Source organism: Desulfurobacterium crinifex (assembly GCF_054656775.1).
The window spans coordinates 1720361-1740406 of sequence record NZ_BAAHXO010000004.1 but is presented as its reverse complement, the minus strand read 5'-3'; the positions used below and the strand labels follow the sequence as shown (position 1 = coordinate 1740406).

Here is a 20046-nt window from a genome sequence, read left to right as displayed (position 1 = left end):
ACTCCCCTCCTTAATTTAGGTTCATTAATTCCATTATAGAATATTTTATAAAATTGTCAATATCGAAATAACTTTTATTATTATGAAAGTATTAAGTTTTTTGAATATATTTATTGATTCGTTAGTAAAGGTAAAAAGGAAAGTGGTGATAAAATTCGACAGAAACACGGATCTGGAGGTGCTGAATTGATTAAGCCATTCAAGGATCTAAAGCCAAAGATTGGAAAAAGAGTTTTTGTTGCTGAAAATGCGGTAGTGGTTGGAGATGTTGAAATAGGTGACGACAGCAGTGTTTGGTTTGGAGCAATTTTGAGAGGAGATGTTAACTACATCCGGATAGGAAAATGCACTTCTATACAAGATGGGACTGTAGTTCATGTAACAAGGAAAACACATCCAACAATTGTTGGGAACTATGTTACTGTAGGGCATGCTGTTAATCTTCATGGTTGTGTTATAAAGGATAACTGTCTGATTGGAATAGGAGCCATAATTCTGGATGGTGCTGTGGTTAATGAGAACTCCATAGTTGCAGCTGGAACTCTTGTTCCTCCTGGTAAGGAGTTTCCTCCGGGTAGTTTGATTATGGGATTTCCTGCAAAGGTTGTAAGACAGCTGACGGAAGAAGAGATTGCTGGTTTGAAGGAACATGCTGAGAGATATGTTAAGTACAAGGATGAATATTTGAAGTATTTTAAATAGGTTTATATTTTATCTTGAACTTTGATTAAGGAAGCGATGGTGAAGAATTCTGAGAAAAGAAGCATTTTGGAAAGTTTAACGGAAAGAGAGAGGGATATTCTCCTGAAGGTAGCAGAGCTATATATAAAAACAGGAGAACCTGTTGGTTCCCGAACGGTGCAAAAGGTTTATGGTTTAGAGATTAGCCCTGCTACCATCAGGAATGTAATGGCTGATCTTGAAGATAAAGGTTATCTTTATCAACCCCATACGTCGGCAGGGAGAGTTCCAACAGACGAGGGATTGAAAGTTTATATCAATCACCTTTTCTTAGCACTTGGGGAAGAGGATAGCTCTCTTGTTAACAGGCTTCTTGACTATGTCAGATCTTCAGGAGTTTGCGAAATTGAAGATATCCTTTCAACTGTTCTGGATTTTCTCCAAAATTCTACAGGTTACCTTGGTTTTGGAATAAGCCTTGTTGAAAACCTCACTGTTAGTAGTATAACTCTTGTAAAAGTAGCCTACGGTAAAGTGCTGATTGTTATCAACTTTTCTCCTGACTACATCATTCACAGGGTAATCGATGTAGAGATTTCAGATCTTGAACTTCCAAGGTTTTCCCGGGAGCTCTCAAAACGCTTTAGGGGAAAAACCCTTTCTGAGATTAAACGGGAATTAGTAGAGGAGATAGATACAGTCAGGAAGGAGTTCGCTGACCTTTCCTTTAAAGTGAATTCTCAGATACTTTCAACCCTTAATGGTGTCAATCAGTTAAAACTTCAGGGAACCTCAAACATAGTTAATATACTTGCCAACGATATTGAAAGATTAAAGGAAATTTTGAGAATCTTAGAGGAGAGGAATCTCCTTTTAGAAATCTTTTCAAAATTCATAGAAGAGAACAAAAGGGTTGATGTTATCCTCGGATCTGAAACAGAAGTGGAGCCCTTTGAGCCTTTTTGTTTTGTTCTTGGAAAGTTCCAGATTGGATACAGAAACAGCGGAGTAGTTGGAATTATAGGACCAAAGAGAATGGATTACTCTCAGGTTATTCCAATTGTTGAGAACGTTGCTAAAGCTCTTTCTTTCATTCTCAACGAGGAAGATATTTAGAGCCGGACCCTTCCCACACACGTCCTTCAGGCTTACCGTTGCTCCCTTCCGGGCCTGGCGGGGTTCACCTTCCGGACGTTGTGGAGGACCCGGCAGATTGATTTCTTTTATGAGGACTTAATTTGTGGCGGAGGGGGCGGGATTCGAACCCGCGGTACCCCTTTTTGGGGGTACACACGATTTCCAGTCGTGCCCCTTCAGCCAGACTCGGGCACCCCTCCGTGTAGAAAGTTAATATAGTCTTTTGACAGAGATTGACAACGTTTTTTTTTCTTTATCTGTCTGGCATTTTGAATATTTCGCCTCTGAAATTTTTGAAGATAAAGTAGTTTCCTTCTTTTCTGTATCTTTCGGGAAGCATCTGAACCTTTCCCTTTCCTCCCGGTCCATCAACTGCATAGTATGGGATGGCAAGGGGTGAAATTCTTTTGAAGAGGTTCTCTACAATTTCCAGTCCTTTTGATATGGGAGTTGAGAAATGCATTACTCCCTTTACCGGATCACAGTGGAAGAGGTAGTAGGGTCTTACCTTTATCTTTTGAAGTTCTCTGAAGAGTCTTTCTAAGGTTTCCACTGAGTCATTAACATCCTTTAGCAGAACGGTTTGGTTATTTACAGGTATTCCAGCTTTCAGGAGTTTTCTTACTGCTTCTTTTGAGGCTTCAGTAATCTCATCAGGATGATTGAAGTGGGTGTTTATCCAAACCTTTTCTGCTCTCTCCAGTATTTCAAGGAGTTCCTCATCGAAAAGTCTCTGAGGGAGAATAACTGGAGCTCGAGTTCCTATTCTTACAACCTCAACGTGATCAATCTCTTTCAGCTTAAAGAGCAACTTTTTCAGTTTTTCTACTGGTAAAAAGAGAGGATCCCCTCCAGATATTAGAACATCTCTTATCTTTTCATTTCTCTTTATGTAGTCAACAGCTTTTTCTATTTCAGGATCTTCAATGAAGAATGTAGGTCTCTTCCAGTTTCTTTTCCTCATACAGAAACGGCACAGAACCGGACAGAAGTTGGTTGTAACAATTAGAACCCTGTCAGGATACCTGTGGGTCAGGTGGAATGTTTTTTTATCCCTTTCCTCACATAAAGGATCGTCTTCCCCTATTGACTGGATAAATTCATCAATCTCCCTTAAATCTGGAAAGATCATCTTTCTAATTGCTGGACTTTCTGCTGCAAGGGAAAGATAATAGGAAGTGGAGAGGAAAGGATAAACAGAAGTCACTTCTTTAAAGGCTTTTTTCTCCTCTTCAGATAAAGGGAAAAATTTTTCTATGCTTTCAACATCTCTAACTAAGTTTTTAAGCTCTTCCAACCACTCCTTCAATCAAGGCTCCACTTAGAGCTGTTAAGCTCTTCGTAAATTGTCTCCCTTGGACCAAATCTGTGAAACTTGATGGTGTCGGACGAAATCTTTGTATAAATTGCTCTGAACTCCCCATAGGGAGAGGTAACTCTTATGCGGTAGATATCCTTCTTGTCCCTTTTCAAAAGTCTTGAAGTTGTGTCTATCCTTGAAAGTGCAGAAATAAAGTTTTCAAAGAGAAATGGCTTTACCGAGACCTCTTTTACCATATCTTTTCTAAACCTTTTGGAAAAGAGAACTTTAAGGTTGTTCTTTCCAGCCGCAATTGAGGAAAGAGAATTTAGTGCTACCTCGATGAATAGTTCAACTCTTGGTTTTGGAATCTCTGCTGCCTTTAACGATTCAATCTTTTTCTCTTTTTCAGCAAGTTCTCCCTTTAATTGAGCCACTTCCTGAACGAGGGAATCGATTCTGTTTCTGTACTCTTCCAACTTCTTGATCTCTTTGCTCTGGAGCTCCAGTGTTTCTTTCTCTTTTTTGAGTTCCTCTATCTGACTTCTCAACGCGGAAATCTCTCCGTACAGTTCTTTTATCTTTCTATCTTTCCCTTTGAGCTTCTCGTTAAGGTTTTTAATCTGATTTATTAAGTTTTCCCTGTTTTTCTGAGGAGGTCTCTTCGTTTTCTCCTGAATCCGTCTTGCTTCCGCCTGTAGAAAGTACTCCTCTATATCTCTAAATCCCTTTTTCATTGGCTTACTCCAGAAAGTAGTATAAATTGGCTAACATGGGTACGTTAGAAGATCAGAGAAAAATCCACATAGAAAATTTAGGGCATTCTACCTTTCTCGTAAAGAAGGATGGTCTGAAGATACTTACAGATCCTTTTCTTACAGACTCTGCAGGAGGTATCAGAAGAGTTCTGCCTCCTCCTGTTTCTCCGCAAGATATCTTTCCCGATATTGTTTTAATCTCTCATGCCCACTATGACCACCTTGACCTTAAAACCCTGAAGAGGTTGGGTGGAAACTTTGTCATCGTAACATCGGAAAACTGTAAAAAAGTAGTAAAGGTAGAGAAAGAAGTCATTGAGCTCAAAAACTTTGAGTCAACTACAGTAAAAGGAGTCAGAATCACGAAAGTTCCAGCTTTTCACAATAAGGGAAGGAATCTTCTCTATTCTGATACAGGTGTTGGAGGGTTTATTTTTGAAATAGACAGTTTGAAGTTCTACTTTGCAGGGGATACAGCATTTTCCTGTTCACTCTATGGATCGATTTCAGAAAAATTTCCCGACATAGATTTTGCAATGCTTCCCATTGGAGGTTTTATGCCCTTTCCATTCAGAAAATTTCACCAGACTCCAGAAGAGGCAATCAGGGGTTTTAGAATTTTGAGGGCGAAATATCTGATTCCAATACACTTTGGAACCTGGCACCTGATTCCTTTCTATCTGAAAAAGGAGAAAGCTGTTGAAAGGCTGAAAATCTACAGTTATATTTGTAATCTACAAGAGAATATCAGGGTTATAGAACCGGGGTGCGGTCTGATTTTTGACTTTTAAAAGGGAATTTAGTAATCTTTGACCATGAAATTGAAAAAACTATTTGTTGGAATAATTTTTATAACGGCTTTCATTTACGGTTATCCTCAAACAGAAGGTGTTCTCTTCCAGAAACCTGTTGAACACCATCGCGTAGAGTTATCCCTTTCTACCGTTTCTCAGAAAAAGGAAGTAAAAGAGTTAGAAGAAACAAAAATTTGCTTTGAGAAAGAGTCCTTTAAGGAAACAATTGAATATACAAAGAAAATAGATTCCCGCTTTGTTTCTTCTCCCCCCCGAGCATCACCCACGCTCTAACCCTTTAATCTTCTAACTTTTTACTAATTAACCGTTTAACAGGGAGGAAATAATGCTCAATGCTGTATTGACAAAAATTTTTGGAAGCAAAAATGAGAGAGAGATTAAAAAGTTAAAGCCGTTGGTTGAAAAAATAAATGCTCTTGAGCCTGAGTTTGAGAAAAAGTCCAAGGAAGAGCTGAGAGCTTTAACTGCAAAGTGGAGAGAGGAAATCTCAAAGATTGAGGATGATAGAGAAAAATTTAAATATATGGACAAAATTCTTCCTGAAGCCTTTGCCGCAGTAAGGGAAGCAGCAAAGAGAACCCTTGGAATGCGTCACTACGATGTTCAGCTTATCGGTGGAATGGTTCTCCATCAGGGAAAAATTGCTGAAATGAAAACAGGTGAGGGTAAAACCCTTGTGGCAACTCTTCCAGTCTATCTCAATGCCCTTGCCGGAAAAGGTGTTCATGTTGTAACTGTAAACGACTATTTAGCGAAGAGGGACGCTGAGTGGATGGGTCCCGTTTATAACTACCTTGGGCTCTCTGTTGGTTACCTCCAAAATGATATGGAAAAAGAACAAAGAAAAGAAATGTATAAAAGGGATATTACTTATGGTACAAACAGCGAGTTTGGCTTTGACTACCTCAGGGACAACATGGCTTTCTCGAAAGACGAAAAAGTCCAGAGGGAGCTCTTCTACGCCATTGTTGACGAGGCAGATTCCATTCTCATTGATGAGGCAAGGACTCCTCTAATCATATCTGGACCATCTGAAGAAAATGTTGACGTTTACTACATAGCAGATGCCATTGTGAGGCAGCTCACGAAAGATAAACACTTTGAAGTTGATGAAAAGACAAAAACTGCTGTCCTAACAGATGAAGGGATCAGGAAAGTTGAAGAGATCGTTTCAAATATGACGGGACTGAAGGACTTTAACCTTTACGACCCGAAGTTTTCAGATCTTCTCCATGCAATTATCCAGTCCTTAAGAGCACACCACCTCTTCAAGAAGGACGTTGACTACGTTGTGAAAGATGGGAAGGTTGTAATCGTTGATGAGTTTACTGGAAGAGTTATGCCTGGTAGACGCTGGAGTGATGGTCTTCACCAGGCTGTTGAGGCAAAAGAGGGAGTTAAGATAGAGGCTGAAAACCAGACTCTTGCAACGATAACCTTGCAAAACTATTTCAGACTCTACTCAAAACTTGCTGGAATGACCGGTACTGCTGAAACTGAAGCTGCAGAACTAAAGGAGATCTATGGTCTTGATGTTGTTGTAATTCCAACAAACAGGCCTGTCATAAGGAAAGACCATCCTGATTTGATATTTAAAACAATGAGGGCAAAATACAACGCTGTTGTTAAGGAGATTGAGGAGAACTACAAAAAGGGAAGACCAGTTCTTGTTGGAACCAACTCCATTGAAGCTTCTGAATACCTCTCAAAACTTCTGAAAAAGAAGGGAATTCCCCATCAGGTTCTCAATGCCAAACACCACGAGAAAGAGGCAGAGATAGTTGCTCAGGCTGGAAGACTTGGGGCAGTAACAATTGCGACGAACATGGCTGGTCGTGGTACGGACATTCTTCTTGGTGGAAACCCTGAATTCATGGCAAAGAAAGAACTTGAAAAGAAAGGAATTACCCCTGAAAAGGTTGGAGAGGAAAAGTACGAAGAGATCTATAGAGAAACCTTAGAGAAGTATAAGAAGATAACAGAGGAAGAGAAGAAGAAGGTTATTGAACTTGGTGGTCTCTACATCATTGGAACAGAGAGAAACGAATCAAGGCGTATAGACAATCAATTGAGGGGTCGTGCAGGAAGACAGGGGGACCCTGGAGAGTCACGATTCTTCCTGTCTCTTGAGGATAACCTATTGAGACTTTTTGGTTCAGACAGAATTAAGAAGATGATGGAAATGATGAACGTTCCAGAAGATGAACCGATAACCCATAAGATGGTTTCAAAAGCCCTCGAAAATGCCCAGAGAAGAGTTGAGCAGCAAAACTTCCAGATTAGAAAAAGACTCCTTGAGTATGATGAAGTTTACAACGTTCAAAGAAAAGTTATCTACGACCAGAGAAACAAAATTCTTGAGGGAGAAGACTTCAAGGAGGATGTACTCTACTTCATGGAAGAAGTTGCAAGGGAAATGGTGGAAAACTATGCTCCCGAAAACGTTCTGCCTGATGAATGGGATCTTGAAGGGCTGAAAAAATCTCTTGAGGCAAGGTTTGGCTTTGAATTCAACATCCCGGTAAGCTACGATGAGCTGATGAACTTAGATGTGGAAGATGCTCACGACGATAGAGAAAAACTTGTTAAGCTAATCTATAGTAGGCTTGTTGAAGAGTATGAAAAAATGGAAAAACTTGTTGGTGAAGGGCAGCTCAGAGAGATAGAAAGAATGATCATGCTCCAGACCCTTGACCACTACTGGAGACAGCACCTTCTGGCTCTTGATCACATTAAGGAAAGCATAGGTTGGAGAGGTTACGGTCAGAGGGATCCAATTGTAGAATTCAAGAAGGAAGCTTTCCAGCTCTTTGAGGAGCTCATATCCAACATAGAAAACGGTACAGTAGATGGACTCTTCAACTATTACAGGTACGTTCAGAGCCAGATTCAAGAAGAAGTAGTGTGATAAAATTAGAATTCAAGGGGTTATGGAGAGTGAGAGGTGAAGAAGCTTTCGATAGCTTTTCTAACGTTAATACTATTCTTTTCGCAGGCACGTGCAGATCTCTATACCGTAAAGAAAGGAGATTCTCTTTACAGAATTGCCAAAAAGTTTCATACGACAGTTAAGAAAATAAAGAGACTTAATGGTTTAAGGAGCAATATTCTTCGCCCAGGTCAAAAATTGATTGTTCCCGGAAGGAGGTTTAAGCCGAAAAAGAGTCTTGAAACCATAACATTTATTGAGAAAAAGTCTGATAACCTGTCTTCAAAAGCTGTAGTCAAAGCAGGGAATGAAATTTATCCTATAACAAACGTTGTATTTGAGGAAGGAGAGAAATTAGCTGATGTTCTTTCTACTCCCCTTGATGTTCCTTACGATAACTGGAGTCTTTCCATTCTGGAAGATCCTGAGTACAAAAGTGCAATTCTGAAAATGCTTGCTGGGGTATTTAAAAGGCTAAAGAATACTCCTTACGTTTTCGGTGGAGGCAATCCAAAGTACGGGCTGGATTGTTCTTCATTTACAATGTACGTTTACCGAAAGCTTGGGATTAACCTTCCAAGAACCGCAAGGGCTCAGTTTAACATAGGTGTTCCTGTTTCAAAAAGAGAGTTGAAGGTAGGAGATCTTGTCTTTTTCATGACCTATGCAAGGTTTCCATCCCACGTAGGGATTTATATTGGGAATGGTAAGTTTGTTCATTTCTCCTCAATGTTTCATGGACTTGCTATATCATCTCTTGACAGTCGCTATTTTAAGAGACGTTACATTGGAGCAAAAAGGGTTTTAAGTGAGAAGCTTGTTAGGAAAATAGTTCTGGCAAACAACAAAAATTAATTGCAAGGAGGAGTGCGATGAACACAAGACAACTTCTAAAGAGGGTAACATTGTCTCTAACCGCCATAATGCTTTTTTCAACTCCTTCTTTTGGAGAAAAGGTTCAACCGACATCACGGGACTATAGACTCGTAGAGTCACTTGAAAGGGTCTTTGAAAGTGTTGCAGAGAAGGTTAAGCCAGCAGTTGTTAACATCAGCACTGTGTCCGAAGTGAAGATAAAACACCCACCAATTCCCCCAGAATTTAAGGACTTCTTTCACCACTTTGGAATTCCGTTCCCCTTTAATGAGATGCCAGAGGAGTTTAAGACAAGATCCTTAGGATCTGGTTTTATTGTCAAAGTAGAAAATGGATGGGCTTACATCCTTACAAACAATCATGTTGTAGATAAAGCTACCAAAATAAAAGTGAAACTGAGTGACGGTTCTGTTTACAAGGCCAAGGTGGTTGGGAAGGATCCAAAAACAGATGTAGCTCTCATTAAGATTAAAGTGGGAGATAAAAAAGTACCAACGGTGGAGCTGGGAGATTCAGATGACATAAAAGTTGGAGAGTTCGTAATAGCGGTTGGGAACCCCTATGGGCTTAACTGGACAGTTACACATGGAATTATTTCTGCTAAAGGAAGACATGGGCTTGGTTTAAATCCTATTGAAAACTTCATTCAGACAGACGCTGCCATCAACCCTGGTAACAGTGGTGGACCCCTTTGTGATATCTACGGAAAGGTCATAGGGATCAATACAGCTATAGTTAGAAACGCTCAGGGACTTGGATTTGCCGTACCTATTAACATTGCGAAGAAAGTTATGCACGATCTCCTGAAATACGGAAAAGTTATCAGAGGCTGGCTTGGAGTTTATATTGAAGATCTTTCACCTGAGATTGCTCAGAAGTTTGGGGTCAAGCAGGGTGTTCTAATTACAAAGGTCATGAAGGATAGTCCTGCCGAAAAAGGAGGACTCAAGAGTGGAGATGTTATTGTTGAGTTTAACGGAAAGCCCGTGAAGAGTGTATCTGATCTCCAGCTAAAGGTTATTAATACAAAACCTGGAGAAAATGTTAAGGTAAAAGTGATAAGAGATGGTCAGGAAAAGGTTCTCACAGTGAAAATTGGTCAGATGCCTGGTTCAAAACAGGTAGCAATGGAAGATCTTATTTCCAAGTTCGGTTTCTCGGTTCAAGAGCTTTCTCCCGAGCTCAGGAAGAGAATCGGGATTCCCAAATGGATCAAAAATGGTGTTATTGTTACCGAGGTTAAGCCAGGTTCTCCTGCTGATGATTCAGGTCTCAGAGAAGGAGATGTTATCGTTAAGGCTGGAACAACTCCAAGAAATATGAAAGCAGTGAAAAGTGTGGATGATCTGGTTTCTATTTTCAGGAAGTCGACTGGTTCTGGAGTTTTGCTCAAAGTAGTGAGAGGAGAAAATGTCCTTTATCTGGTTTTAAATCCTGAAGAATAGGAGTGGAGAGATGGAAGAAAGAGAATTTTTCCTTGAAGACGAAGAGAATTTTAATCTTGATGAGCATATTGATTCTTTGGAGGAGGGTCTACCTTCAGAAGTAGACCTGTTTAGCCAACAAATTGATCCCTCACTAATTGAATCCTTTGTTCCAGATAAGGATTCCCTTGATGCATTTTTAAAGTCCATTTCAAAAATACCTCTTCTATCACGGGAAGAAGAGATAGAGTATGCAAAGAGAGCAAAGGAGGGAGATAAAGAGGCGCTTAAAAAGCTTGTGGAGTCAAACCTGAGATTTGTTGTAAGCGTTGCAAAGAAATACCTCGGTTGTGGACTTCCTCTTCATGACCTTATTGCAGAAGGGATCTTAGGACTTATTGAAGCAGCCAGAAGGTTTGATCCGGATAAAGGAGTAAAATTCATTTCCTATGCTGTCTGGTGGATAAGACAGTCGATCATGCAGGCTCTTGCTCAGCAGACGGGAGCGGTAAAGATCCCGGTTAAGCAGGCCGTTCTTGTTAATAAGATTACCCGTTCCTATGGGGAGCTTCTCAAAAAACTTGGCAGAGAACCTACAACTGAAGAACTTGCAGAGTATGTTGGAATGGAGCCTAAGGAGGTAGAGAGACTTTTAACTGTTTGCCAGGTTCCACTTTCCTTAGATACACCAATTGGTGACGAAGAGGATACAACGTTCAAAGATTTCCTTAAAGGAGAGGGAACAGCAGAAGTGGAGGAAAAAGTTGTTCAGGAGGAGCTGAAACAGAGTATTCAGGAGATGCTGGAACAGCTTACTCCTCAGGAGAAAAAGATCATAATAATGAGATTTGGTCTTGACGGTAATGAGCCCAAAACTCTGAGAGAAATTGGAGAAAAGCTCGGTATTAGTCGTGAAAGGGTCAGACAGCTTGAGACTCGCGCAAAGAAGAAGATGAAAGAATATGCTCTCAGGAAAAAGCTTAACGTCTTTTTAAATTAATCTTCCCCGGTTCTCCCCCCTACGAGGGGGAGTTAGAGGGGAGATTTCACAGATCGAAAATCTTACCTGGGTTGAGAATGTTATTGGGATCAAGAGCTTTCTTAATAGCTTTCATCTTTTCAAGGGCATCGCCAACTTCAAGTGGCAAGAACTCCTTTTTCATCCATCCAATGCCGTGTTCTCCGGAGACAGAACCTTCCAACTCGAGAGTAAGCAAGAAAACTTCTCTTACGGCTTCTTCCACTCTTTCTTCTTCCTCCGGTTCATACATGAAGTTTACGTGAATGTTACCATCGCCGGCATGACCAAAGTTAACAACCATCAAGTTATACTTATTGGCAATTTTATAGACATTTTTAATCAAATCTGGAATCCTACTTCTTGGTACAACAACATCTTCATTAATCTTCTTAGGTTTTAATTGAACAATTGCTGGGGACACTGCCCTTCGCGCCATCCAGATGGCTTCTCTCTCAGATGGATCTGATGCAATTTTTATCTCTTCAGCGCCTGCCTTTTTACAAACTTCTGCTGTTCTGTTTATTAACTCATCAACAATGGCTTCGTATCCGTCTACTTCAATAATCAGTAATCCTTCAGCATGGGTTGGAAGACCTATCTTGGCGTAATTTTCAACGGCTATGATAGAGTTTCTGTCGAGGAATTCACATGCGGTAGGAATCACTTTAGCCTTGAACATATCAGCAACAGCCTGTGCAGCCTGTTCCACTTTCGGGAAAATAGCCATGGCAGTTCTTACTGCTTCAGGAGCAGGAATTAGTTTTAGGTAAGCTTTAGTAATGAATGCAAGAGTCCCTTCAGATCCTACAATTAGATCCTTCAGGTTGTAGCCAGCCACAGATTTGACAGCTTTTGAACCTACATTTGCAACAGTTCCATCAGCAAAGACAACTTCTAACTGCATTACGTAATCTTTTGTGACACCATACTTAACACACCTTGGACCGCCGGCATTTTCTGCAATGTTTCCACCGATTGTTGAATACTTATAGCTTGAAGGATCGGGTGGATAGAAGAGTCCTATCTTTTCAACTTCTTTCTGGAGATCATAGGTTACAACTCCTGGTTCTGTAAGAACGGCAAGGTTATCCTCATCTATTTCAAGGATTTTGTTCATTTTCTCTGTTGTAACAACAATTCCTCCTTCTAAGGGAGCAGCGCCGCCGGTAAGTCCTGAACCGGCTCCTCTCGGATATACAGGAATCCTCTCTTTGTTTGCGAAAGCAAGAATCTTTGATACGTCCTCTGTTGTCTCTGGAAAAACAACAACATCAGGAATCCCCTTGTAACCTGTTGGTGTTCCATCGTAGGAGTAAACAAGCCTCCAGTCAAGGGATGCTTTGACCTTATCCTTACCAATCAATTGTTTGAGTTCTTTCTCTATGTTGGTTTTCTTCATCGTATCTATACCTCCTGATGAAAAATATTACCATTCTTTTAATCCCTACTAGAAGCTCCGTCCTTAAGGGTGGAGTAGTTCACTACTGTTACTATCATTTTCTATCATTTACAGTGGTTGCAACAGCTACCTTAAACATTTATACATAAATATAGCTGTTGTTTTTGAGCTTTCCCTTAGATAACTTCAGGGAAGTCTCGGGGTAGACTACAGACTTCCTTTCTCTACCTGCATATAGCAAGTGGGACAGGTAAAGAAAGTGCTGATTAAACACTGCATTACATTAGCATTGACCTGATACCTATAAGCTGGACACCTGAATAGTGCAGTAGAACCAGAAGGAGAAAGTCTCTCTCTCTTTAGCTCCACAAAGACTGCATCTCTTTGATCTCCAGCGTAGATACACGAAGTCAACGCTGAATCCTTCTTCTATAGAAGGGAGATGATATAAAAGATGTCACCTATCCAAATAGCACCTAACTCATCTTAACTTAACCTATGCAAGCATAACTAAGGTTAACTTTTGTTGACTTTAGTTAATTTCACTTAGCTCAAGTTAACTGTTGTCATAACTACCTGTAATTATCTATGTTATCTATTATGTGATTAGCTGTTGTTATAATTACCTATAGCTACCCATAACTATACAATAAATAATAGATAAGACTCTCTCTACTTCCCTTGAACCCTTCCAGATGACCTATAGTGTGAGTAGGTAGGAAATGTTATATGCAATTGTATATTGCTCCCCTATAAAATGGGACATAATCAAAGTTTAGGGAAATCCATCTACAGGAGGGGAGCATGAATCGCAGAAAATTTGATCCAGAAACGAAAGTTGCCATCGTCCTCGAAGGACTCAAGGGAAACACCACAGTGGCAGAACTGTGTAGAAAATATCAGATAAGCGAAACCCTATACTACAAATGGCGGGATAAATTCTTAGAGGGAGGAAGAAAAGCTTTCCTCTCTCCTGAAAGCAATAGAGAGAAAGAACTTGAGAGAAGAATAGAAGAACTTGAAAAAATCATAGGACGTCAAACCGTTCAGATAGAGATTTTAAAAAAAACCTTCCAGATAGCCAAATAGAGAGGATAGAAAGAGCGATGGAACTGGTGGGAGAATATCCTAAAACCCTTGTGATTGATACTCTTGAGATAAAGAAGAGTACCTTCTACAGGCATCTTAACAATCGGGAAACAGCCGTTGATACCTCAAACGAAAGAAAAGAAGGACAATTGAACCAGGAACTGATAAGAGAAATAAAAGCCATACTTAAAGAGCATCCATTATGGGGATACAGGAGAGTATGGGCATACTTGAGATATGTACGAAATTATCAGGTGAATCGGAAGAGGATTTACAGGCTAATGAAACAGGAAGGCTTACTCCAGAAGAAGAGATTGACTCTCAAAGCCAAGAGAACTCCCAAGAAGAAGCCGAAAGCTACAAAGCCGAGGGAAATACTTGGGATAGATGGCACAAAGTTCTGGATAGAGGAACTTGGGTGGGCGAACTTGATAATAATAGTTGATTGGTACACGAAAGAAATACTTGGATATGAAATTTCTTTAAGGAACAAGAGCGGTCAATGGATAGCTGCTCTGCAAGAAGCACTTTTCAACGGTTATCCTGAAGGAGCCAGGGATAAAGGGATAAAACTTGTCAGTGACCATGGGAGTCAACCTACGAGTAAAAGCTTTATGAAATTCTGTTCAGAACTTGGGATAAAGCAAATATTTGCGAGCTATAACAATCCGAAAGGAAATGCTGAGACTGAAAGGATGATAAGGACTATTAAGGAAGAAGTTATCTGGGTTCATGAATTTGAGAGCTTGGAAGAAGCAAAGGGAAAGATAAAAGAATTCATAAAGTTTTACAACAGGGAGTATCCTCATTCAGCTATAGGTTATAAGTCTCCTTCTATGTGTTTCAGGGAGTGGATGGAAGGAGAAGGAGGCAAAAAAGTTGCATAGGGGACTTAACAAATTTTCCGAATCTTTGGTCTTGATTTTTGGGGAGGGGAGTGTCCACCCAAGTGTGTAAAAATTAAACCTAAAGGAGGGTGGACACATGAAAAAGAAATATGATCCAGAACTCATTAAGGATGATCTTAGGAAGCTCATCCAACAAACATTAAAAGAAGCATTAGAAGCAGAGCTTGAAGAGTTCCTTGGCTATTCAAAGTATGAGCGTACTAATTCTAACAACTCCAGAAACGGCTATATCTCCAAGACTGTTAAAACCGCAGCTGGAGAAGTAGAGATTGAAACTCCAAGAGATAGAAAGGGAGATTTTGAACCCAAAATAGTCAAAAAACGCCAGACAGTCCTTGAAGACCTGGAGAACAAGATAATAGCCCTATATTCAAAGGGAATGACAGTAAGAGACATTCAGGAATTACTCTCCGACATGTATGGAATGGACATAAGTCCTTCTTTGATTTCAAAGATTACCGACAGACTAACTCCGAGAATAGAAGAATGGCAGTCAAGACCACTTGAAAGAATTTACGTTATCCTTTATATAGACTGCATCTTTTACAAAGTACGACAAGATGGCAAGGTAGTAGATAAAGCAGTTTACGTGGTCATAGGGGTAAATAAAGAGGGACGAAAGGAACTCCTTGGTTTTTGGATAAATGAGAGCGAAAGTGCCAGCTTCTGGTTCAAGGTACTAAATGACCTAAAAAGTAGAGGAGTCAAAGACGTTCTGATATTTAGCGTGGATAATCTGTCAGGAATAGGGAAAGCCATAAAAGGAGTATATCCTCAAGCAGAAATACAAAAATGTGTAGTTCACCAGATAAGGAACTCATTAAGATATGTATCGTGGAAAGACAAAAAAGAATTATCATCGGATCTCAAGAGGGTTTATGGAGCAGCTACACTTGAGGAAGCAGAACTTAGGATGAACGAGTTTGAAGAGAAATGGGGAAGTAAATACCCACACGTAGTAAGGAGTTGGAGAGCTAATTGGGAAGAGCTTATGGCTTACTTTAAGTATCCGCTTGAACTCAGGAAACTTATGTACACGACGAACATCATAGAGAGTATTAATAGTAAGTTCAGGAAGGTAACAGATGGAAAGAGGGTATTTCCGAGTGATATGTCAGTTCTTAAGAACCTCTATTTAGCTGCTTTGGAACTTGCGAAAAAATGGAACAGAAGTGTTATCAAGGATTGGGGTATTATTTACGGGCAGCTGTCAATAATTTTCGAGGAGAGGTTAGAGGCATGATAGAATTTACACAGTTCTATGGACACTCCCTAATACAACTTAACTTATCTTGAATTGTATTGGCTTAATGGATATGTCAACTGCCGTCAACTACATATTCAAACAGTACTTAACTTAATGTGTTAACTTGTATTAACTTAACCTATATCAATCTAACTTGAGTTAACTGTTATTGTAATCACCTATAACTGTCAATAATAGATATATCAATAATCATGTCACGACCCCCTGGCGCTTGTCAAGAAAAGTGTGTCTTTACCCATATAGGACATAGAGAAGATGTTTAACCCTAACAACAACAGTTATTTTCCTGTTCCACTTACTGGAAAAGAGTTCTTTAAAAAAGAGAGACAACCTAACTTCAAGATTCCTGATAGAGTGGAAATACCCACCACTCATCTGTTCAGCATCCTCTATCTTCCTGTTAACACTCTCAACAAGATTTGTTGAATACAAGGACTTTCTCAACTCCTTAGGATACTTAAGAAACGACGGGTAATAAACCTTTTTCCTTTCAACCTCCTGAGCATAAGAGAGATTTTTTTCTCTCATTATTTCCAACATCTCCTCAAAAAGCGTTAATCCATGCTCATAAGAAACCGCACTCTTAATGGAATCAAGGAACTCCTTGGTTTTCCTAAAACTTTCAGGAGTCAGGTGTTTTTTGAGATTCCTCACAAAGTGAACAATACAAAGCTGGACATCTGTCTTGGGAAAGTAGCTCTCAACAACTCCAGAAAGACCAGGATAGTCATCGTGGGTAACTACTAAAACCCTTCTTATGCCCCTTGAAAGAAGGTTCTTTAGGACATCTTTCCAACCTTGCAAGTTCTCGTTTCCCTCTTTTATCATTGAGACAAGGACTTTTCTCTCTCCATCAAGGGAAGTTCCAACAATTATGTAAACTGTGTAAGGTGTGATTACTCCATCAACCATGATAGACGTATGCTTTGCATCAAGAGAGAGAGAAAACCAATCAGGAGGAAGAGGAGAATTGTTTAAGGCTTTAAATTCCTTCTGAAGCTCTTGTAAGACTCTTTCAAAGTATTCCTCACTAACTGGAAGGTCTAAATCTCTTATTGCTCTCTTTGCAGCTTCTATGGATTTTGAAGAAAGTATCAGGGAGTATGCAAGGTTGGTAAAATCAGAGGGAACACATCTTTTCTACTTTTCGGGCAGGAAAGATGGACGGAAAACTCCCATTCTTGTTCGTGGAATTGAGAGGTTGTAGGTCTGAGAACCTGCGTGGAGTTTTCTATGTCTGAATCCGTTTCCTTTATTCACTGACCTTACGCAAGGAAAAGTGTTACTATTAACTGATACTACATTAAACTAACTAAAAGAGGAAAAGCTACAAGCTATGATAAGTTACGAAGAATTAGTTGAACTATATACAGATTACCTTATAGTAGTAAACGGACAGGCAACAGCGACAGGATTATCGGCTATCCTGGATACTGACTATGCCCCATATTTTCATAAGTACTTGAAATACAAAGTCTTAAGAATGGAATGGATTGAAAGAACAGTTGGCTCAATAAGTTGAGAGATGATTGGACAGAAAAAATATAGCTTTTACAAAGGAATTTACAGTATCCATGATGGCTTAAGCCTAAGTGTTAAGCGTTCTTGCAGGTTTTTGTCTGGTAAATGCCTATAGGACAAAGGTTTGGAGACTTGTGGGGTATATTCAGATCCTGGATAATGAAATCAGCCATGACAGATTTACTCGAATGCTTGCAAGCGGGGAATTCAATTCGAAATACCTATGGAAAAAAGTTAAAAAGACTGTTCGACAGATAGAATCGGAGGATGGATGTTTGATAATAGATGACACAATAGTAGAGAAACCATGGACTGATGAAAATGAAATTGTATGCTGGCACTATGACCACACTAAAGGGAGAAACGTAAAAGGTTTCAACATTCTCAATTTACTTTACCATTCCAATGGTATTTCCATTCCCGTTGGATTTGAAGTAGTAAAAAAACCAATTGAATTTGTTAATGAAAACGGAAAGAAGAAACGTCGTTCGAAAGTAACGAAAAATGAACTGATGCGTGGGTTGATTCAAATAGCAATTCAAAATCGAATACCTTTCAGGTATGTACTAATGGACAGTTGGTTCGCATCTAAGGAGAACTTTGAATTCATTACTGGACACGGAAAGCATTTTATCGCTGCTGTCAAGAGTAACCGGCTTTTTGCCAGGAGTTTAGAGGATAAGCTAAATGGTCGCTTTGAAAAGGTAGGCGCATTGGGGCTAAGAGACAAAGAATCTGTGCGTGGCTATGTAAGAGGATATGACAAAGAAGTTATTTTGATATGCCGAGTCTTCACAAACAAAGATGGAAGCACAGGAACGCTTTATCTTGTATGCTCCGATACGTCACTTTCGAGTGGCTATATATCCACAATCTATCAAAAAAGATGGAAAGTGGAGGAGTATCACAAATCTCTTAAATCAAATGCAGCATTGGCAAAGTCGCCCACTAAAAGGATAACAACACAGATAAGTCATTTAGTTATGTCGATGATTGCTGTATTTAAGCTGGAATGCTTAAAAATTAAACATCATTTGAATCATTTTGCACTCAGAGCTAAGGTGCTTATCAAAGCTAATTTTGCTGCTATGACGGAGTTGAAAAAGTTGCGATGTGCGTAACATCAGTTATTCAGACGACGGAAAGTGAACTGTGGATGATAGAAGGGACAAAGCCAACGACTGAAGAGATGAATAAGAAACTCTTTGAGTATTTAAAGGTTTACAACTTTCTCAGACCCCATCAGTCTTTAAATTACAAGACTCCCGCTGAGAAGTTTGAGGACTATATTAGAAGTCATCAAGGTGTCCACCATGTATTGAACTCGAACAATTCTTGAAATAGAAATTTTCCAGGAGTAAATTGAGGAAAGAGATAGTTTTAACGTGTTTGTGGAGGAAAGGTGAAGATTTTAGCAGAAGATAGAAGTAAAAAAACAAGGAAAGGAATTCCGAAAGAGCTCATTTACGAAATGAGATATGGAAAACCAATTTATTATAGAGACTACGACAAGGTTTTATCTGGTGAGAAAACTCTGGAGGAGGTTTTGGGAAGTAGTAAACTGCAGGCTATATTAGTGGTACTTATAGCAACTTTTTTGATGCAGGAGTTCCGAAATAGATTTAAAGGGAATTATATTGTAACTTCAAATGAACTTGGATTTTCGTTTGCTCCTCGTTCCTGGAGAAATCTGGATATAGCAGTATTTGAGAAAGAGAAGTTAATAAAAGAAGGTATAGATGATAAATACGTGAAAACTCCTCCAGAGGTTGTCATAGAAATAGATACAAAAGCTGATCTTAGAAAGTTTTCTACTCCTCATAACTATTTTTATCAGAAAATAGATGATCTTCTTAATGCAGGTGTTAAAAAGGTAGTGTGGATATTTACTACAGATAGGAAAATCTTGATAGCTGATAAAGATCAGGATTGGATAATACAGCCGTGGAATAAAAGTTTCCAGGTTTTAGAAAATATCGAGATTAATGTTGAAAAGCTTTTACACGAAGAAGGGATATATCCTGGAGATAAAACTACTCTCACAAAAGGTAATGATGGCTGAGCAGCCACGGTTATTCATAAATTGCAGTTCCTGCTTTTAATGTCTATATTTTATTTAAGTTTGCTTCATATAGGCTCGATACTTGACAAATCTATGGCGGTAGCGTGTCTTTTTTTAAATTAACTTAAAAATTGATAACCCAACTAATCCTGCTTAGAAAATAAAAAGTTTAAGGATTCTTGAAATAGAAATTTTCCAGGAGTAAATTGAGGAAAGAGATAGTTTTAACGTGTTTGTGGAGGAAAGGTGAAAATTTTAGCAGAAGATAGAAGTAAAAAAACAAGGAAAGGAATTCCAAGAGAGCTCATTTATGAAATGAGATATGGGAAGCCGATTTATTATAGAGACTACGACAAGGTTTTATCTGGTGAGAAAACTCTGGAGGAGATAGTGGGAAGCAGTAAATTGCAGAGTTTTTTGATTTCAATCATTTTACGCTTTTTGTTTAGTAAACTGGATGAAAGGAAATACGTAATTTTATCCAGCGAAGCAGGTTTCCAGTGGGCACCAAGGACGTGGAGGAATCTTGACATAGCAATTTTTGAAAGGGAGAAAATACTAAAAGAAGGTATTAATGAAAGGTACGCTAAAACTCCTCCAGAGGTTGTTATAGAGATTGATACGAAAGCAGATTTACGAAAATATGGTGATTTTATGAACTATGCGAGAGAAAAAACACAAGATCTACTTGATGCTGGGGTAAAAAGAGTGATCTGGTACACAACTTTTGATAAAAAGGTAATGGTAGCTGAAAGAGGGGAAAGATGGTTTATTACAAGCTGGGATGAAGAGGTTGGAGTCATTGATGGTATAAGTTTTAATCTTGGGGCAAAATTAAAGGAAGAAGGAATTGGTTGAA

The 20046-nt window shown here is 39.3% G+C and carries 17 protein-coding genes, 1 tRNA gene, 1 other RNA gene and 2 pseudogenes; 14 read left to right on the top strand and 7 right to left on the bottom strand.

What is annotated here, in order from left to right:
- Window positions 1–186 precede the first annotated feature (186 nt).
- Entirely contained in the window at window positions 187–702 is a 516-nt protein-coding gene (locus ACYQ3A_RS10970) for a gamma carbonic anhydrase family protein (RefSeq protein ID WP_459897367.1), read from the top strand.
- Between the two features lie 39 nt (window positions 703–741).
- The gene (gene hrcA / locus ACYQ3A_RS10965; RefSeq protein WP_459897366.1) at window positions 742–1797 is read left to right on the top strand and encodes a heat-inducible transcriptional repressor HrcA; all 1056 of its coding nucleotides are present in this window, start codon (window positions 742–744) and stop codon (window positions 1795–1797) included.
- Here hrcA and ffs read toward each other — a convergent pair.
- From ffs to ACYQ3A_RS10945, 4 genes are all read right to left on the bottom strand, one after another.
- An RNA gene (gene ffs, locus ACYQ3A_RS10960) (signal recognition particle sRNA small type) lies at window positions 1795–1892 on the bottom strand. The two genes, hrcA and ffs, sit on opposite strands and share 3 nt — an antisense overlap.
- A 30-nt stretch (window positions 1893–1922) precedes the next feature.
- A tRNA-Ser gene (locus ACYQ3A_RS10955) sits at window positions 1923–2018 on the bottom strand.
- Between the two features lie 53 nt (window positions 2019–2071).
- Window positions 2072–3127 carry a KamA family radical SAM protein gene (locus ACYQ3A_RS10950; protein ID WP_459897365.1) on the bottom strand — a complete coding sequence of 352 codons (1056 nt, stop codon included), beginning with the start codon at window positions 3125–3127 and terminating at the stop codon, window positions 2072–2074.
- Window positions 3124–3855: a type II toxin-antitoxin system RelE family toxin gene (locus ACYQ3A_RS10945; RefSeq protein ID WP_459897364.1), complete on the bottom strand. Its 732-nt coding sequence runs from the start codon at window positions 3853–3855 to the stop codon at window positions 3124–3126. The genes ACYQ3A_RS10950 and ACYQ3A_RS10945 overlap by 4 nt, the downstream gene beginning before the upstream one ends.
- Window positions 3856–3890: 35 nt before the next feature.
- Here ACYQ3A_RS10945 and ACYQ3A_RS10940 point away from each other — a divergent pair, with 35 nt between their 5' ends.
- From ACYQ3A_RS10940 to ACYQ3A_RS10915, 6 genes are read left to right on the top strand one after another with little or no spacing between them, the layout of a single operon-like run.
- Window positions 3891–4667 carry an MBL fold metallo-hydrolase gene (locus ACYQ3A_RS10940; protein WP_459897455.1) on the top strand — a complete coding sequence of 259 codons (777 nt, stop codon included), beginning with the start codon at window positions 3891–3893 and terminating at the stop codon, window positions 4665–4667.
- A 24-nt stretch (window positions 4668–4691) separates the two neighbouring features.
- Window positions 4692–4964 carry a hypothetical protein gene (locus ACYQ3A_RS10935; RefSeq protein WP_459897363.1) on the top strand — a complete coding sequence of 91 codons (273 nt, stop codon included), beginning with the start codon at window positions 4692–4694 and terminating at the stop codon, window positions 4962–4964.
- A gap of 52 nt (window positions 4965–5016) precedes the next feature.
- Window positions 5017–7599 (top strand): preprotein translocase subunit SecA, encoded by a 2583-nt coding sequence (gene secA / locus ACYQ3A_RS10930; RefSeq protein WP_459897362.1) that lies wholly within the window; start codon window positions 5017–5019, stop codon window positions 7597–7599.
- A 36-nt stretch (window positions 7600–7635) separates the two neighbouring features.
- Complete coding sequence (locus tag ACYQ3A_RS10925) at window positions 7636–8475, top strand: C40 family peptidase (protein WP_459897361.1); 840 nt, start codon at window positions 7636–7638, stop codon at window positions 8473–8475.
- A 17-nt stretch (window positions 8476–8492) separates the two neighbouring features.
- Window positions 8493–9941 carry a DegQ family serine endoprotease gene (locus ACYQ3A_RS10920; protein WP_459897360.1) on the top strand — a complete coding sequence of 483 codons (1449 nt, stop codon included), beginning with the start codon at window positions 8493–8495 and terminating at the stop codon, window positions 9939–9941.
- 10 nt (window positions 9942–9951) lie between these two features.
- Window positions 9952–10920 carry a sigma-70 family RNA polymerase sigma factor gene (locus ACYQ3A_RS10915; protein ID WP_459897359.1) on the top strand — a complete coding sequence of 323 codons (969 nt, stop codon included), beginning with the start codon at window positions 9952–9954 and terminating at the stop codon, window positions 10918–10920.
- Between the two features lie 46 nt (window positions 10921–10966).
- On the opposite strand, the gene ACYQ3A_RS10910 is transcribed toward ACYQ3A_RS10915, so the two are convergent.
- Both ACYQ3A_RS10910 and ACYQ3A_RS10905 read right to left on the bottom strand, forming a co-directional pair.
- Complete coding sequence (locus tag ACYQ3A_RS10910) at window positions 10967–12340, bottom strand: FAD-binding oxidoreductase (RefSeq protein WP_459897358.1); 1374 nt, start codon at window positions 12338–12340, stop codon at window positions 10967–10969.
- A 207-nt stretch (window positions 12341–12547) separates the two neighbouring features.
- Window positions 12548–12754, bottom strand: coding sequence for a hypothetical protein (locus tag ACYQ3A_RS10905; RefSeq protein ID WP_459897357.1), 207 nt, complete (start codon window positions 12752–12754; stop codon window positions 12548–12550).
- A 390-nt stretch (window positions 12755–13144) separates the two neighbouring features.
- On the opposite strand from ACYQ3A_RS10905, the gene ACYQ3A_RS10900 reads away from it, so the two are divergent.
- A protein-coding gene (locus tag ACYQ3A_RS10900) for an IS3 family transposase (RefSeq protein WP_459897356.1) occupies window positions 13145–14316 on the top strand; the annotation gives its coding sequence in 2 pieces (ribosomal slippage) (window positions 13145–13426 and window positions 13429–14316; 1170 coding nt in all).
- Window positions 14317–14413: 97 nt separating this feature from the next.
- Complete coding sequence (locus ACYQ3A_RS10895) at window positions 14414–15580, top strand: IS256 family transposase (RefSeq protein WP_459894592.1); 1167 nt, start codon at window positions 14414–14416, stop codon at window positions 15578–15580.
- A 255-nt stretch (window positions 15581–15835) separates the two neighbouring features.
- Here the strand turns inward: ACYQ3A_RS10895 and ACYQ3A_RS10890 are convergent.
- A pseudogene (locus tag ACYQ3A_RS10890) lies at window positions 15836–16864 on the bottom strand (IS256 family transposase).
- Window positions 16865–17223: 359 nt separating this feature from the next.
- Here ACYQ3A_RS10890 and ACYQ3A_RS10885 point away from each other — a divergent pair.
- The 4 genes and pseudogenes from ACYQ3A_RS10885 to ACYQ3A_RS10870 all read left to right on the top strand — a co-directional run bounded on the left by ACYQ3A_RS10885 (window position 17224) and on the right by ACYQ3A_RS10870 (window position 20045).
- Complete coding sequence (locus tag ACYQ3A_RS10885) at window positions 17224–18246, top strand: IS701 family transposase (RefSeq protein ID WP_459897454.1); 1023 nt, start codon at window positions 17224–17226, stop codon at window positions 18244–18246.
- Window positions 18243–18464, top strand: a pseudogene (locus ACYQ3A_RS10880) (integrase core domain-containing protein); the annotation flags it as partial. The gene ACYQ3A_RS10885 and the pseudogene ACYQ3A_RS10880, both read left to right, overlap by 4 nt.
- Window positions 18465–18527: 63 nt before the next feature.
- Window positions 18528–19187 carry a PDDEXK family nuclease gene (locus tag ACYQ3A_RS10875; RefSeq protein ID WP_459897355.1) on the top strand — a complete coding sequence of 220 codons (660 nt, stop codon included), beginning with the start codon at window positions 18528–18530 and terminating at the stop codon, window positions 19185–19187.
- 246 nt (window positions 19188–19433) lie between these two features.
- Window positions 19434–20045 (top strand): PDDEXK family nuclease, encoded by a 612-nt coding sequence (locus tag ACYQ3A_RS10870; RefSeq protein ID WP_459897354.1) that lies wholly within the window; start codon window positions 19434–19436, stop codon window positions 20043–20045.
- Window position 20046: the final 1 nt, after the last annotated feature.

What these genes read in the sequence shown, in the direction of transcription:
- secA (WP_459897362.1), top strand. Translation starts at nt 5,017, where the DNA reads ATGCTCAATGCTGTATTGACAAAAATTTTTGGAAGCAAAAATGAGAGA.
- ACYQ3A_RS10945 (WP_459897364.1), bottom strand. Translation starts at nt 3,855, where the DNA reads ATGAAAAAGGGATTTAGAGATATAGAGGAGTACTTTCTACAGGCGGAA.
- ACYQ3A_RS10910 (WP_459897358.1), bottom strand. Translation starts at nt 12,340, where the DNA reads ATGAAGAAAACCAACATAGAGAAAGAACTCAAACAATTGATTGGTAAG.
- ACYQ3A_RS10935 (WP_459897363.1), top strand. Translation starts at nt 4,692, where the DNA reads ATGAAATTGAAAAAACTATTTGTTGGAATAATTTTTATAACGGCTTTC.
- ACYQ3A_RS10940 (WP_459897455.1), top strand. Translation starts at nt 3,891, where the DNA reads ATGGGTACGTTAGAAGATCAGAGAAAAATCCACATAGAAAATTTAGGG.
- ACYQ3A_RS10915 (WP_459897359.1), top strand. Translation starts at nt 9,952, where the DNA reads ATGGAAGAAAGAGAATTTTTCCTTGAAGACGAAGAGAATTTTAATCTT.
- ACYQ3A_RS10920 (WP_459897360.1), top strand. Translation starts at nt 8,493, where the DNA reads ATGAACACAAGACAACTTCTAAAGAGGGTAACATTGTCTCTAACCGCC.
- ACYQ3A_RS10895 (WP_459894592.1), top strand. Translation starts at nt 14,414, where the DNA reads ATGAAAAAGAAATATGATCCAGAACTCATTAAGGATGATCTTAGGAAG.